The sequence below is a fragment of the Plantibacter sp. lyk4-40-MEA-4 genome (genome assembly GCF_030209415.1).
In the GTDB taxonomy this organism is placed as follows: Bacteria; Actinomycetota; Actinomycetes; order Actinomycetales; family Microbacteriaceae; genus Plantibacter; species Plantibacter flavus_A.
In genome coordinates this window covers 29,714-42,640 of record NZ_JARVSA010000010.1, presented here as the reverse complement: position 1 = coordinate 42,640, position 12,927 = coordinate 29,714, and the positions used below count along the sequence as shown (strand labels likewise).

Annotated in this window: 9 protein-coding genes; 3 read left to right on the top strand and 6 right to left on the bottom strand. The window is 69.1% G+C overall.

All coding sequences use genetic code 11. The features are described 5' to 3' along the window. The first annotated feature begins 57 nt into the window (after window positions 1–57). Complete coding sequence (locus tag QRN44_RS16120) at window positions 58–1,158, top strand: polyprenyl synthetase family protein (protein WP_285039628.1); 1,101 nt, start codon at window positions 58–60, stop codon at window positions 1,156–1,158. Window positions 1,159–1,183: 25 nt separating this feature from the next. Here QRN44_RS16120 and QRN44_RS16115 read toward each other — a convergent pair whose 3' ends face one another. Further along, a complete protein-coding gene (locus tag QRN44_RS16115) occupies window positions 1,184–1,525 on the bottom strand; it encodes an Rv2175c family DNA-binding protein (protein WP_064297006.1) in 342 nt (113 codons plus the stop codon). A 130-nt stretch (window positions 1,526–1,655) separates the two neighbouring features. Here QRN44_RS16115 and pknB point away from each other — a divergent pair, with 130 nt between their 5' ends. Further along, window positions 1,656–3,602 (top strand): Stk1 family PASTA domain-containing Ser/Thr kinase, encoded by a 1,947-nt coding sequence (gene pknB, locus QRN44_RS16110; RefSeq protein WP_285039627.1) that lies wholly within the window; start codon window positions 1,656–1,658, stop codon window positions 3,600–3,602. Between the two features lie 87 nt (window positions 3,603–3,689). Here the strand turns inward: pknB and QRN44_RS16105 are convergent, their stop codons facing one another. From QRN44_RS16105 to QRN44_RS16095, 3 genes are all read right to left on the bottom strand, one after another. After that, on the bottom strand, window positions 3,690–5,036 hold the full coding sequence (locus QRN44_RS16105) for a class II 3-deoxy-7-phosphoheptulonate synthase (RefSeq protein WP_056005400.1): 1,347 nt from the start codon (window positions 5,034–5,036) through the stop codon (window positions 3,690–3,692). Window positions 5,037–5,155: 119 nt separating this feature from the next. Further along, on the bottom strand, window positions 5,156–5,839 hold the full coding sequence (locus QRN44_RS16100) for a lysophospholipid acyltransferase family protein (RefSeq protein WP_064297009.1): 684 nt from the start codon (window positions 5,837–5,839) through the stop codon (window positions 5,156–5,158). 26 nt (window positions 5,840–5,865) lie between these two features. Then, the gene (locus QRN44_RS16095; protein ID WP_064297010.1) at window positions 5,866–6,819 is read right to left on the bottom strand and encodes an ROK family glucokinase; all 954 of its coding nucleotides are present in this window, start codon (window positions 6,817–6,819) and stop codon (window positions 5,866–5,868) included. 187 nt (window positions 6,820–7,006) lie between these two features. On the opposite strand from QRN44_RS16095, the gene QRN44_RS16090 reads away from it, so the two are divergent. Then, the gene (locus QRN44_RS16090; RefSeq protein ID WP_071260288.1) at window positions 7,007–8,836 is read left to right on the top strand and encodes an AMP-dependent synthetase/ligase; all 1,830 of its coding nucleotides are present in this window, start codon (window positions 7,007–7,009) and stop codon (window positions 8,834–8,836) included. Window positions 8,837–8,890: 54 nt separating this feature from the next. On the opposite strand, the gene QRN44_RS16085 is transcribed toward QRN44_RS16090, so the two are convergent. Continuing rightward, window positions 8,891–9,382: a peptide deformylase gene (locus QRN44_RS16085; RefSeq protein WP_285039626.1), complete on the bottom strand. Its 492-nt coding sequence runs from the start codon at window positions 9,380–9,382 to the stop codon at window positions 8,891–8,893. An 89-nt stretch (window positions 9,383–9,471) separates the two neighbouring features. Next, complete coding sequence (locus QRN44_RS16080; RefSeq protein ID WP_285039625.1) at window positions 9,472–12,879, bottom strand: pyruvate carboxylase; 3,408 nt, start codon at window positions 12,877–12,879, stop codon at window positions 9,472–9,474. Between the last annotated feature and the right edge of the window lie 48 nt (window positions 12,880–12,927).

Below are 12,927 nucleotides of genomic sequence, written 5' to 3'. Positions count from 1 at the left end.
ACACGACGCGACGTTGTTGATCGAGTCTAGCCACCGAAGCATGACTAGGCTAGGTGCGTGATCGAAAGCAATGAACTCGCCACCCTGGTGGGCCGCGGGCTCTCCGACTTTCTCTCCTCGCGAAGCTCCATTGTCGCGCAGATCGGCCCGGAGCTCTCCCCGTTCCTCGACTTCTCCCGGGAATTTCTCAGCGGTGGGAAGCGGTTCCGAGCACAGTTCTGTTTCCGGGGCTGGCAGGCCGTCTCCACCGGCAGGCACGCCAGTGGTCAGGGCGGCCTCGAGACCGTCATCGCGACCTGTGGAGCGCTCGAACTGTTCCACGCCGCAGCACTCGTCCACGACGACATCATCGACAACTCCGACACCCGCCGGGGTGCACCGTCGGCTCACGTCTCCTTCGCGGAGTTGCACCGCCGCAGCAGATGGGACGGCGACCCGACCACCTTCGGCACCGGAGCCGCCACGCTCCTCGGCGACCTGCTCCTCGGCTGGAGTGACGAACTCCTCGACGACGGACTCGACCAGCTGGACGACCGCACCGCCGCTCGCGCAGCGCGGGCCGAGTTCAACCGGATGCGGACCGAGGTCACGGCCGGCCAGTACCTCGACATCCTCGAGGAGCGCGCCTGGCGCGACGCCGCCGACGACGAACAGCGCCGCCGGGCCGAGCGCGTCCTCATCTTCAAATCGGCCAAGTACAGCATCGAGTCCCCGCTCGCGCTCGGGGCACTCCTCGGCGGCGGGAACGAGCAGCAGCTCGCGTCGCTCCGCGGGTACGGCCTCCCCCTCGGCATCGCCTTCCAGCTGCGCGACGACCTCCTCGGCGTCTACGGCGATCCCGCTGTGACCGGCAAGCCGAGTGGCGACGACCTCCGCGAGGGGAAGCGCACCATCCTCATCGCGCTCACGAGGGAGGCCCTCCAGCCGGGCGCGCGCGCCATCCTCGACGAGATGCTCGGGGATCCCGAACTCGACGACGACCAGATCGGCCTGCTCCAGGCGACCATCCGCGACAGCGGGGCCGTCGACCAGGTGGAGAAGCTCATCCAGGACCACGTCGCACGGGCACTCTCCGCACTGGGCGAGGCTCCGATCAACGACGACGCCCGGGCCCACCTGCGCGGCCTCGCGGTCGCGGTCGCACGCCGCGAGACCTGAGCCGTCCGGCTCGGACGGCACGGGATCAGGCGAGCGCCTGAGCCACCCGGCGGACCTCGGAACGACGTCCCTCGCGGAGGGCTTGGATCGGGGAGGTCCCGATCGCGTCGTCGTCCTCGAGCATCCAGACCATCGCGGCCTCGTCGTCGAAGCCGTTGTCGGACAGCAGCGTGAGCGTGCCGCGCAGGTTGTGCACCGGCCCGCCGTCCGCGATGAACGACGACGGCACCTGCAGCACGCCGTCACGCCGGACGGCGAGGAGGTCGCGCTCCTCGAGGTACTGGCGGATGCGTCGGATCGGCAGCCCGAGTTCGGTCGCCAGATCGGGAAGGGTGAACCACACGAGTTCGGAATTCTGCTCAGTCACGCACAGCAGTCTGCCACGACCGCGCTCCGCTCGGCGCCATCGGATCGCGTTCGGGTAACGATCCAGGCGCCTCGCCGCCCTCCCGGGGTGTTGACAGCTCTTCGCGCCCGACGTTCCATACACTCGACTGGTGAGTAGCAACCAGCAGACCGATCCGATGATCGGCCGTCTCCTCGACGGGAGATATCAGGTGCGCTCACGCATCGCCCGGGGCGGCATGGCGACGGTGTACCTCGCCACCGATCTCCGGCTGGAACGACGCGTCGCGATCAAGGTCATGCACGGCCATCTCTCGGACGACACGACGTTCAAGAACCGCTTCATCCAGGAGGCGCGCTCCGCCGCCCGGCTCGCGAACCCGCACGTCGTCAGCGTGTTCGACCAGGGCCAGGACTCCGACATGGCCTACCTCGTCATGGAGCACCTGCCGGGGATCACCCTCCGCGACCTCATCCGCGACAACGGCACGCTCACCCCTCGGCAGGCCGCCGACATCCTCGACGCCGTGCTGTCCGGTCTCGCCGCCGCGCACCGCGCCGGCATCGTCCACCGCGACGTCAAGCCGGAGAACGTCCTGCTCGCCGACGACGGGCGCATCAAGATCGGCGACTTCGGCCTCGCGAGAGCCGCGAGCGCGAACACGGCCACCGGCCAGGCACTCCTCGGGACGATCGCCTACCTCTCCCCCGAACTCGTCACCCGTGGACAGGCCGACGCGCGGAGCGACATCTACGCGCTCGGGATCATGCTCTACGAGATGCTCACCGGCGAGCAGCCCTACAAGGGCGAGCAGCCGATGCAGATCGCCTACCAGCACGCCAACGAGTCGGTCCCCGCACCGAGCGCCAAGAACCCCGCCGTCCCGAAGGAACTCGACGACCTCGTCTTCTGGGCCACCGAGCGCGAACCGGACGATCGTCCGTCCAACGCCGGCGAGATGCTCGAGCGTTTGCGGTCCATCGAGTCCAGTCTCGGGTTCACCTCGGTCGCCACCGGGGCGCAGCCCACGATCGTCATGCCGGCCTCCTACTCGAGCGAGCACGCCGACGACGTCACCCAGGTCATCGGCCGCAACACCAAACCGCAGCAGGTCCCGGTGCGCGCCGACGCGACGGACGGTCCGGGCAAGCTCGCCACGAAGGCGCGCAAGCGCAGCCGCGCGGGCGTCGCGCTGTTCACGATCGTCCTCATGCTCGCCGCGCTCGCCGGTGGGACCGGATGGTACTTCGGCCAGGGCCCCGGCTCGCTCGTCGAGGTCCCGAACGTCGCCGACGGGAGTTTCGACCAGGCGTCAGCCAAACTCGTGGAGCTGGGCTTCGTGCCCGTCGAAGGCGCGACGTTCAGCCTCACCGTCCCGGCCGGCACGGTCGCCGGCAGCGATCCGCCGTCCGGCTCGAAGATCGAGAAGGGCAGCTCCGTCACGGTCCTCGTCTCCCAGGGACCGCAACCGGTGGACATCCCGGTCCTCGCCGGGCTCGCACAGTCCGACGCCGAACAGCAGTTGGACGCGCTCGGCGTCGCCGTCGGCACCGTGAACCAGCAGTTCGACCCGAGCATCGCGAAGGACATCGTGCTCGCGGCGACCGACGCGACCTCGGGAGCCGACTACAGCCAGGGTGGGCCGTCCTTCCAAGGCTCCACGGTGACGCTGCTCGTGTCGGCCGGACAGGTGCCCTCGGTCTCGGGGATGACGCCGGATCAGGCGCGCGACGCCCTCGAATCCGTCGGGCTCGGCGTGGGCACCTCCGACGAGGCGTTCGACGACACGATCCCCGCTGGGCAGGTCATCGGCATCCAGGCCAAGACCGATGCGGACGGGAACGAGACGGCGTTCATCCCTGGCGACGACGTGACCTTGATCGTGTCCAAGGGCGTCGAGTTGGTCGCCGTCCCCGACACCACCGGCCAGACGATCAATCAGGCCATCACGACACTCCAAGACGCCGGATTCACCGTCGGTGACATCGCCGTGGCAGAGGCCTTCCGCGACATCTTCAAGGTGAAGAAGACCGATCCCCCGGCGGGCAAGTCCGTCAAGAAGGGCTCGACCGTCAACATCACCGACTTCGGTCTGTAGCCACGGCGACACGTGCTCGACCCACACGGCTGTCACACGACGAAGCGCCCATGCCGGATCCGGCACGGGCGCTTCGTCGTGTGAGACCTACTTCGCGGCGGCGAGCTCCTCCGCCACGAGGAAGGCGAGCTCCAGCGACTGCATGTGGTTGAGGCGAGGATCGCACAGCGACTCGTACCGCGTCGCCAGGGTGGCCTCGTCGATCTGCTCCGAGCCGCCCAGGCACTCGGTGACGTCGTCGCCGGTGAGCTCGACGTGGATGCCGCCGGGGTGCGTCCCTGCGGCGCGGTGGGCTTCGAAGAACCCCTTGACCTCGTCCACGACGTCGTCGAAGCGACGCGTCTTGTAGCCGGTGGGCGTCGTGAGCCCGTTGCCGTGCATCGGATCGGTGACCCAGAGCGGCGTCGCGTCGGCACCCTTGATCGCCTCGAGCAGCGGAGGCAGGGCGTCCCTGATCTTGCCCGCACCCATCCGCGTGATGAACGTCAGGCGCCCGGGCTCGCGCTCGGGGTCGAGCTTGTCGATGAGACGCAGCATGTCGTCGGCCGAGGTGGTGGGGCCGAGCTTCACGCCGATCGGGTTGCGGACGCGCGACAGGAAGTCGACGTGCGCGCCGTCGAGCTCGCGGGTCCGCTCCCCGATCCACACGAAGTGGGCGGAGGTGTTGTACGGCGTGCCGGTCCGCGAGTCGATCCGCGTCATCGGTCGCTCGTAGTCCATGAGCAGCGCCTCGTGGCTCGAGTAGAACTCGACACCCCGCAGCTGGTCGAAGTCGGCTCCGGCCGCCTCCATGAACTTGATCGCACGATCGATGTCGCGCGCCAGTCCCTCGTAGCGGTGGTTCACCGGGTTGGCGGCGAACCCCTTGTTCCAGCTGTGGACCTCGCGGAGGTCGGCGAACCCGCCCTGGGTGAACGCCCGGATGAGGTTCAGGGTCGATGCGGAGGTGTGGTACCCCTTGACGAGCCGAGCGGGGTCGGCCGTGCGCGACTCCGGGGTGAAGTCGTAGCCGTTGACGATGTCGCCGCGGTAGGCGGGCAGGGTGACGTCGCCCCGCGTCTCCGAGTCGTTGGAGCGCGGCTTGGCGAACTGCCCGGCCATCCGGCCCATCTTCACGACCGGCATCGACGCACCGTACGTGAGCACGACGGCCATCTGCAGGACCGTCTTCACGCGGTTGCGGATCTGCTCGGCCGTCGCACCGGCGAAGGTCTCGGCGCAGTCGCCGCCCTGGAGCAGGAACGCGTTGCCGCTCGCCGCCCGGGCCAAGCGGTCGCGCAGGATGTCGACCTCGCCGGCGAAGACCAGCGGAGGGAGCGTCGCGAGTTCGGCGGAGGCACGCGCGACGGCGGCCTGGTCCGGCCATGACGGCTGCTGCTTGATCGGCAGCTCACGCCAATAGTCCAGTCCGGCGATCACCGAGGGTTCGGCCATGACGACTGGTTCTGTAGCGTGGGACACGGATTTCCTGTTTCTCTTCGACCGGACGCGCTCCGGAGCCCGCCCGGAAGGGGGAACGGACCGCGATCGCGGCCCGGTTTTTCAGCTTAGCGTCACGCCGACGCGGCGCGCTCCTTGACGCTCGTGGCGTAGACGTCGCGATAGTCCTGGCCCGAGAGCTTGCGGAGCTCGACCATCAACTCGTCCGTGACGCTGCGGAGGATGAAGCGGTCGCCCTCCATGCCCTCGAACCGCGAGAAGTCGAGCGGCTTGCCGATGACGATCCCGATCCGGCGGATCCGGGGCAGCTTCGTGCCGATGGGCATGACCTTCTCGGTGTCGATCATCGCGACGGGGACGATGGGGACCCCGGCCTCGAGCACCATCCGCGCGACGCCGGTGCGGCCGCGGTACATCGTCCCGTCGGGACTGCGGGTGCCCTCCGGATAGATCCCCAGCAGGTGACCGCCACCGAGGACCGCGAGCCCGGTGTTGAGCGAGGCCTCGGAGGCCTTGCCGCCCGACCGGTCGATCGGGAGCTGCCCCGTGCCGAGCATGAAGGTCTTCGTGGCCCAGCCACCGAATCCCTTGCCGCGGAAGTACTCGCTCTTGGCCAGGAAGGAGATCCGCCGGTCGACGCACAGCGGGAGGATCACCGAGTCGATGAAGGACAGGTGGTTGCTGGCGATGATCGCGCCGCCGTGCTCCGGGATGTTCTCGGCGCCGATCACCCACGGCCGGAAGATCGACTTGAGGATCGGGCCGGCGACCAGGTACTTCATGAACCAGTAGAACATCGTGCTCCTCCGTCTTGCCGTCGTCGTCAGCCGAGGACGAGGGCGCTCCTGGCGAGATCGCCGGCGCCGATGACCCCGGCGTCGTTCACGAGCTGCGCGATGCTGAAGGACGGCTCCGGGTGGAATCCGCGCGCCGGGAGGTGCGTCAGGAACGCCTCACGAACGGGGTCCAGGAGGAGGTCGCCGGCCTGGGCGACGCCGCCGCCGATCACGAAGATGTTGGGGTCGAGGATGGCCGACATGCTCGCGAGGGCCTGCCCCAGCAGATCGGCGAGCTCGTTGAGGCATCGGAGGGCGCCGGGATCACCGGACTCGAGCAGGGCGGAGACGTGGTGTCCGTTCAGCAGTCCGCCGGCCGCGGCCCGGGCTCGGGCGAGGGCGGCACCGTCGCCACCGGCGTCCGCGGCCTCGTTCGCGAGCCGGAGCAACGCGTTCCCCGAACAGTACTGCTCGACGCAGCCACGCGCGCCGCAGCCGCAGGGCAGTCCGTCCGGGATGAGGCGCATGTGTCCCAGTTCCGCACCGCTGCCGAAGCCACCGGTCAGCAGCCGGTCGTCGAGGACGATCGCCCCGCCGACACCCGTGCCGATCGTCACCATGACCATGCTGCGTTCCTCGCGCCCCGCACCGAACCGGAACTCGGCCCAACCCGCGGCGTTCGCGTCGTTCTCGATCGTCACGACCTTGTCGGGCAGCCGCGCGGCCAGCCGGGCCTGCAGGGGCTCGTTCCGCCAGGCGATGTTCGGCGAGTAGTAGACGGTCGAGCGAGTGGCGTCGAAGAACCCCGGCGCTGCGACGCCCACGCTCGAGATGCTGCCGTCGTCCAAGGACCGGACCATGGCGACGACGTCGTCGATGATGGCGTCGGGATCGGAGGCCTGCGTCGGCGTGCGCCCGGCCGCGAGGATCCGGCCGTCGTCGTCGACGACCCCGCCCGCGATCTTCGTCCCGCCGATGTCGATGCCGATCGCGTTTGCCATAACGGTGCCGTCTCCCTGTCCTGATGTCGCCGATACCGGCAGCGGCGTGTGACCGACCGTCAGTCGAGTCGGTCGCTCGCGCGCCGCAGTCGAGTCTACTGAGCGTCTGCGCGCCACAGAAACCGCGCAAACACCCGTGCTCTAGGATGGAGCAACATCTTGCCGACCTGGTACCGAAGGAGTTGCCGTGGAACAGTTCGACGTCCCTGCAGTCGTCGCAGCAGACCCATCCGCCAATGCGACCGATCTGCTCGTGAAGCGCCTGGCTGCTGCGCCCGACGCCGCGCTGTTCGCCGTTCCCCGCGGGTCGGAGTGGGTGGACGTGACCACCGCCGAATTCCACGCGCAGGTCGTCGCCCTGGCGAAGGGCCTCGTCGCCGCGGGGATCGAACCCGGCGACAAGATCGGGCTCATGTGCAAGACCCGGTACGAGTGGACCCTCATCGACTTCGCCGTCTGGTTCGCCGGAGCACTCCTCGTCCCGATCTACGAGACCAGCTCGCCGAGCCAGGTGCAGTGGATCCTCAGCGACTCGGGAGCGACCAGCGTGCTGGTCGAGACACCCGACCAGTTCGCCCGCTTCGACGAGGTGCACGGTGACCTCCCCGACGTCGCGCGGGTCTGGCAGATCGACCTCGGAGACCTCGACAAGATCGCGGCCGCGGGCGTCGACGTCCCCGACGAGGAGATCGAACGCCGTCGGAACCTCGCGGTGGGTTCCGACATGGCGACCCTCATCTACACCTCCGGCTCGACCGGTCGGCCGAAGGGGTGCGTCCTCACCCACTCGAACTTCGTCGAGCTGTCGCGGAACTCGGCAGTCGCACTCAAGGACGTCGTGTCCGCTCCCGGTGCCTCCACCCTCCTCTTCATCACGACGGCGCACATCTTCGCGCGCTTCATCGCCGTGCTGTGCGTGCACTCCGGCGTGAAGACGGGCCATCAGCCCGACACGAAGCAGCTGCTCCCCTCGCTCGGCACGTTCAAGCCGACATTCCTCCTCGCGGTCCCCCGGGTCTTCGAGAAGGTCTACAACTCCTCCGAGCAGAAGGCGGAGGCCGGCGGCAAGGGCAAGATCTTCCGTGCAGCCGCCGAGACCGGGATCGCCTACTCGAAGGCCCTCGAGAGCGGTTCCGTACCGTTCGGCCTGAAGGTGAAGTTCCGGGTCCTCGACCGCCTCGTGCTGTCGAAGATCCGCACGGCCATGGGCGGCCGGGTGCGGTACGCGGTCTCCGGCAGCGCTCCACTCGGTCCGCGACTCGGTCACTTCTTCCACGCGCTCGGCATCGTGATCCTCGAGGGCTACGGCCTCACCGAGACCACCGCGCCCGCGACGGTGAACCTCGCCCAGAAGTCGAAGATCGGGACGGTCGGACCGGCACTCCCCGGCGTCTCCCTCCGCATCGCCGACGACGGCGAGGTCGAGGTGCGCGGCATCAACGTCTTCAAGGAGTACTGGCAGAACCCCGAGGCGACGGCGGAGGCCTTCGACGACGGCTGGTTCCGCACCGGCGACATCGGCTCCTTCGACGCCGACGGCTTCCTCACGATCACCGGGCGGAAGAAGGAGATCATCGTCACCGCCGGCGGGAAGAACGTCGCCCCGGCGGCGCTCGAGGACCCGATCCGCGCGACCCCGGTCGTCGGCCAGGTCGTCGTCGTCGGCGATCAGAAGCCGTTCATCAGCGCCCTCATCACGCTCGACACCGAGATGCTGCCGTCATGGCTCGCCAACAACGGCCAGGACGCCTCGATGAGCGCCGCCGAGGCTGCTCGGAACCCCGCGGTGCTCGCCGCCGTGCAGCGCGCCATCGACGAGGCCAACACCAAGGTGTCCCGCGCGGAGTCGATCCGCAAGTTCGTCATCCTCGACGACGAGCTCACGGAGGCGAGCGGGCACCTCACGCCGAAGCTCAGCATCAAGCGGAACGTGATCCTCAAGGACTTCGCGGAGACGATCGAGGGCATGTACCTCGGAGCGGGTTCGCCCGAGACCCAGGGGATGTCCCTGAAGTAGCGCCTCGACGGGCTCGGCGGTCGGTCGACGACCGCCGGGCCCGTCGACCGGCGTCTAGAACCAGTCGCTCTCGCGGACCTGCTTCATCGCCTCGCGGCGGTGCTCCTTCGACAGCCGGTCGAGGTAGAGCGTGCCGTCGAGGTGGTCGGTCTCGTGCTGCAACGCCTGGGCGAGGAGTCCTTCACCCTCGACGACGAGCTCCTGCCCGTCGAGGTCGATGCCGACGGCACGGGCGTAGGGATGGCGCGGCGTCGGGAACCAGAGTCCGGGCACCGACAGGCAGCCCTCGCCGATCTCCTCGAGTTCACCGCGCACCTCGACGAGCTTCGGGTTGATGAGGTACCCGATGACGCCGTCGACGTTGTAGCTGAACACGCGGAGTCCGACGCCGATCTGCGTCGCGGCGACGCCGGCACGGCCGGGGAGCTCCACGCTGTCCACGAGATCGCGGACGAGGCTGCGGATGTCGTCGTCGATCGTGACGACCTCGGCCGTCGGAGCCTTCAGGACCGGGTCGCCGAAGTGTCTGATGGGTCGTGTCGTCACGGGTTGGATCCTTCCGGGCGGGACAGGTGTGGTGGACGCGGAGACCGGCCGCGTCGCCTCGAGGAGGGACGCGGCCGGTCTCGGGAGGGTCAGGCGCTCGGCTTCACGACGACGAGCAGGTCGCCCGCCTCGACCTGCTGGGTCGCCGGGATGGCGAGGCGCTCGACGACGCCGGCGACGGCGGTCGTGATCGCCGCCTCCATCTTCATGGCCTCGATCGAGGCGACCGGCTGGCCGGCCTCGACGCGGTCGCCGACGGCGACCTTGACGGTCACGACACCGGAGAACGGCGCGGCCACCTGACCGGGGACGGAGGTGTCGGCCTTCTCGGCCGCGCGGGAGTCGACCTCGATGCTGCGGTCGCGGACGAACACCGGCCGCAGCTGACCGTTGAGGGTCGCCATGACGGTGCGCATGCCCTTCTCGTCGGCCGCACCGATCGCTTCGAGCCCGACGAACAGCCGGACGCCCTTGTCGATCTCGACGACGTGCTCCATGCCCGGCTCGAGGCCGTACAGGTAGTCGGCGGTGTCGACGACGGAGAGGTCGCCGTACAGGTCGCGCTGCTGCTCGAACTGCTTGGTCGGCGCCGGGAACAACAGGCGGTTGAGGGTCGAGCGGCGCTCGGTGGACCCGCCGTCGAGCGAGGCCTGGTCCTCAGCGGAGATCGGCGTGATCCCGATGTCGACCGAACGACCGGCGAGGACCTTCGAGCGGAACGGCTCCGGCCATCCGCCCGGGAGCTCCCCGAGTTCGCCCGCCATGAACCCCACGACGGAGTCCGGGACGTCGTACTTGTCGGGGTTGGCCTCGAAGTCCGCCGGATCCGCCTTGACGGCGGCGAGGTGGAGGGCGAGGTCGCCGACGACCTTGCTCGACGGGGTCACCTTGGGCACCCGACCGAGGATCCGGTTGGAGGCCGCGTACATGTCCTCGATGAGCTCGAAGTGGTCTGCGAGTCCGAGCGCGATCGCCTGCTGGCGGAGGTTCGACAGCTGACCGCCCGGGATCTCGTGCGTGTACACGCGACCGGTCGGCCCCGCGAGTCCTGACTCGAACGGCCGGTACATCGCGCGGACGGCCTCCCAGTAGGGCTCGAGGTCGGCGATCCCCTGCAAGGAGATGCCGGTGTCGCGCTCCGTGTGGGCCAACGCGGCGACCAGCGAGGACGCGGACGGCTGACTCGTCGTGCCGGCCATCGGCGCGCTCGCGACGTCGACGGCGTCGGCGCCCGCGTTGCTCGCCGCGAGGAGGGTCGCCAGCTGTCCACCGGGGGTGTCGTGCGTGTGCACGTGGACCGGCAGGTCGAAGCGCTCGCGGAACGCCGCGACGAGCTTGGCCGCCGCGGACGGACGGAGGAGCCCAGCCATGTCCTTGATGGCGAGCACATGGGCACCGGACTCGACGATCTTCTCGGCGAGACGGAGGTAGTAGTCGAGGGTGTAGAGGTCCTCGGCCGGGTTCAGCAGGTCGCCGGTGTAGCAGACGGCGACCTCCGCCACGGTCGTCCCCGTCTCCAGGACCGCATCGATGGCCGGGCGCATCTGCGACACGTCGTTGAGGGCGTCGAAGATCCGGAAGATGTCGATCCCGGTGTCGGCGGCCTCCCGCACGAAGGCGTTCGTCACCTCTGTGGGATAGGGCGTGTAGCCGACGGTGTTCCGGCCGCGCAGCAGCATCTGGATCGCGATGTTCGGCATCGCCTGACGCAGGGAGGCCAGTCGCTCCCACGGCTCCTCACCGAGGAAGCGGAGGGCCACGTCGTACGTCGCGCCACCCCAGGCCTCGACGGAGAGCAGCTCGGGGGTGAGCCGCGACACGAACGGTGCGACCGCGAGCAGGTCCTTCGTCCGGACGCGCGTGGCCAGGAGCGACTGGTGGGCGTCGCGGAAGGTGGTCTCGGTCACGGCGAGGGCGGTCTGGGCGCGGAGGGCGTCAGCGAAGCCCTTCGGTCCGAGCTCGAGCAGCCGCTGACGCGAGCCGGCCGGGGCGTCGGTCGTGATGTCGATCGCGGGCAGCTTCTCGACCGGGTCCGGTCCGGACGGACGCGACCCGTTGGGCTGGTTGACCGTGACGTCGGCGAGCCAGTTCACGATCTTCGTCCCGCGGTCCTTCGAGACGTGGCCGCGGAGGAGCTGCGGACGCTCGTCGATGAAGGAGGTGCTGAGGTCGCCGGCCACGAACGAGGCGTCTTCGAGGACCGCCTGCAGGAACGGGATGTTCGTGGAGACGCCGCGGATGCGGAACTCGGCGAGGGCGCGCTTGGCGCGGGTGACGGCCGCCTCGAAGGTGCGCCCGCGGCAGGTGAGCTTCGCGAGCATCGAGTCGAAGTGGGGGCTGATCTGGGCGCCGGAGGCGACCGTACCGCCGTCGAGTCGGATGCCGCCGCCGCCCGGAGAACGGTAGGTCGTGATCTTCCCGGTGTCGGGACGGAAGCCCGCCGTGGGGTCCTCGGTGGTGATGCGGCACTGGAGTGCGAAGCCACGGAGGTGCAGGGACTCCTGCGTGAGGCCGAGGTCGCCGAGCGACTCGCCGGCGGCGATGCGCATCTGCGACTGGACGAGGTCGACGTCCGTGACCTCCTCGGTCACGGTGTGCTCGACCTGGATGCGCGGATTCATCTCGATGAACACGTGCTGACCGGCGCGCTCCCCCGCGGTGTCGAGGAGGAACTCGACCGTCCCGGCGTTGACGTAGCCGATCGACTTGGCGAACGCGATGGCGTCGCGGTACATCGCCTGACGGGTGTCCTCGTCGAGGTTCGGGGCCGGCGCGATCTCGACGACCTTCTGGTGTCGGCGCTGCACCGAGCAGTCGCGCTCGAAGAGGTGGATGGTCTCGCCGTCGGCGCTCGCCAGGATCTGGACCTCGATGTGCCGGGGGCGGACGACGGCCTGCTCGAGGAACATCGTCGGGTCGCCGAAGGCGCTGTCCGCCTCGCGCATGGCGGCCTCGAGGGCTCCGCGGAGGTCCTCGGCGTTGTCGACGCGGCGCATGCCACGGCCGCCGCCACCGGCGACCGCCTTCGCGAAGATCGGGAATCCGATGTCGGCGGCACCGGCGAGCAACTCTTCGATGTCGCGGCTGGCCGGCGTCGACTTCAGGACCGGGACCCCGGCCGCGATGGCGTGCTCCTTGGCGGTCACCTTGTTACCGGCCATCTCCAGGACGGAGGACGGCGGACCGATGAAGGTGATGCCGGCTGCCCGGGCGGCCTCGGCCAGTTCCGGATTCTCGGACAGGAAGCCGTACCCGGGGTAGATCGCGTCGGCGCCCGACTCCTTCGCGACGCGGATGATCTCCGAGACGTCGAGGTAGGCGCGCACCGGATGACCCTCCGTGCCGATCTGGTAAGCCTCATCGGCCTTCAGCCGATGCATCGAGTTGCGGTCCTCATAGGGGAACACCGCAACCGTCTTCGCCCCCAGCTCGTACGCGGCACGGAACGCCCGGATGGCGATCTCTCCGCGATTGGCGACAAGAATCTTCCTGAACATGGAACCCTTCCCACAACAGCCAACTCAGCAAACGTTGAGATTCCCTAG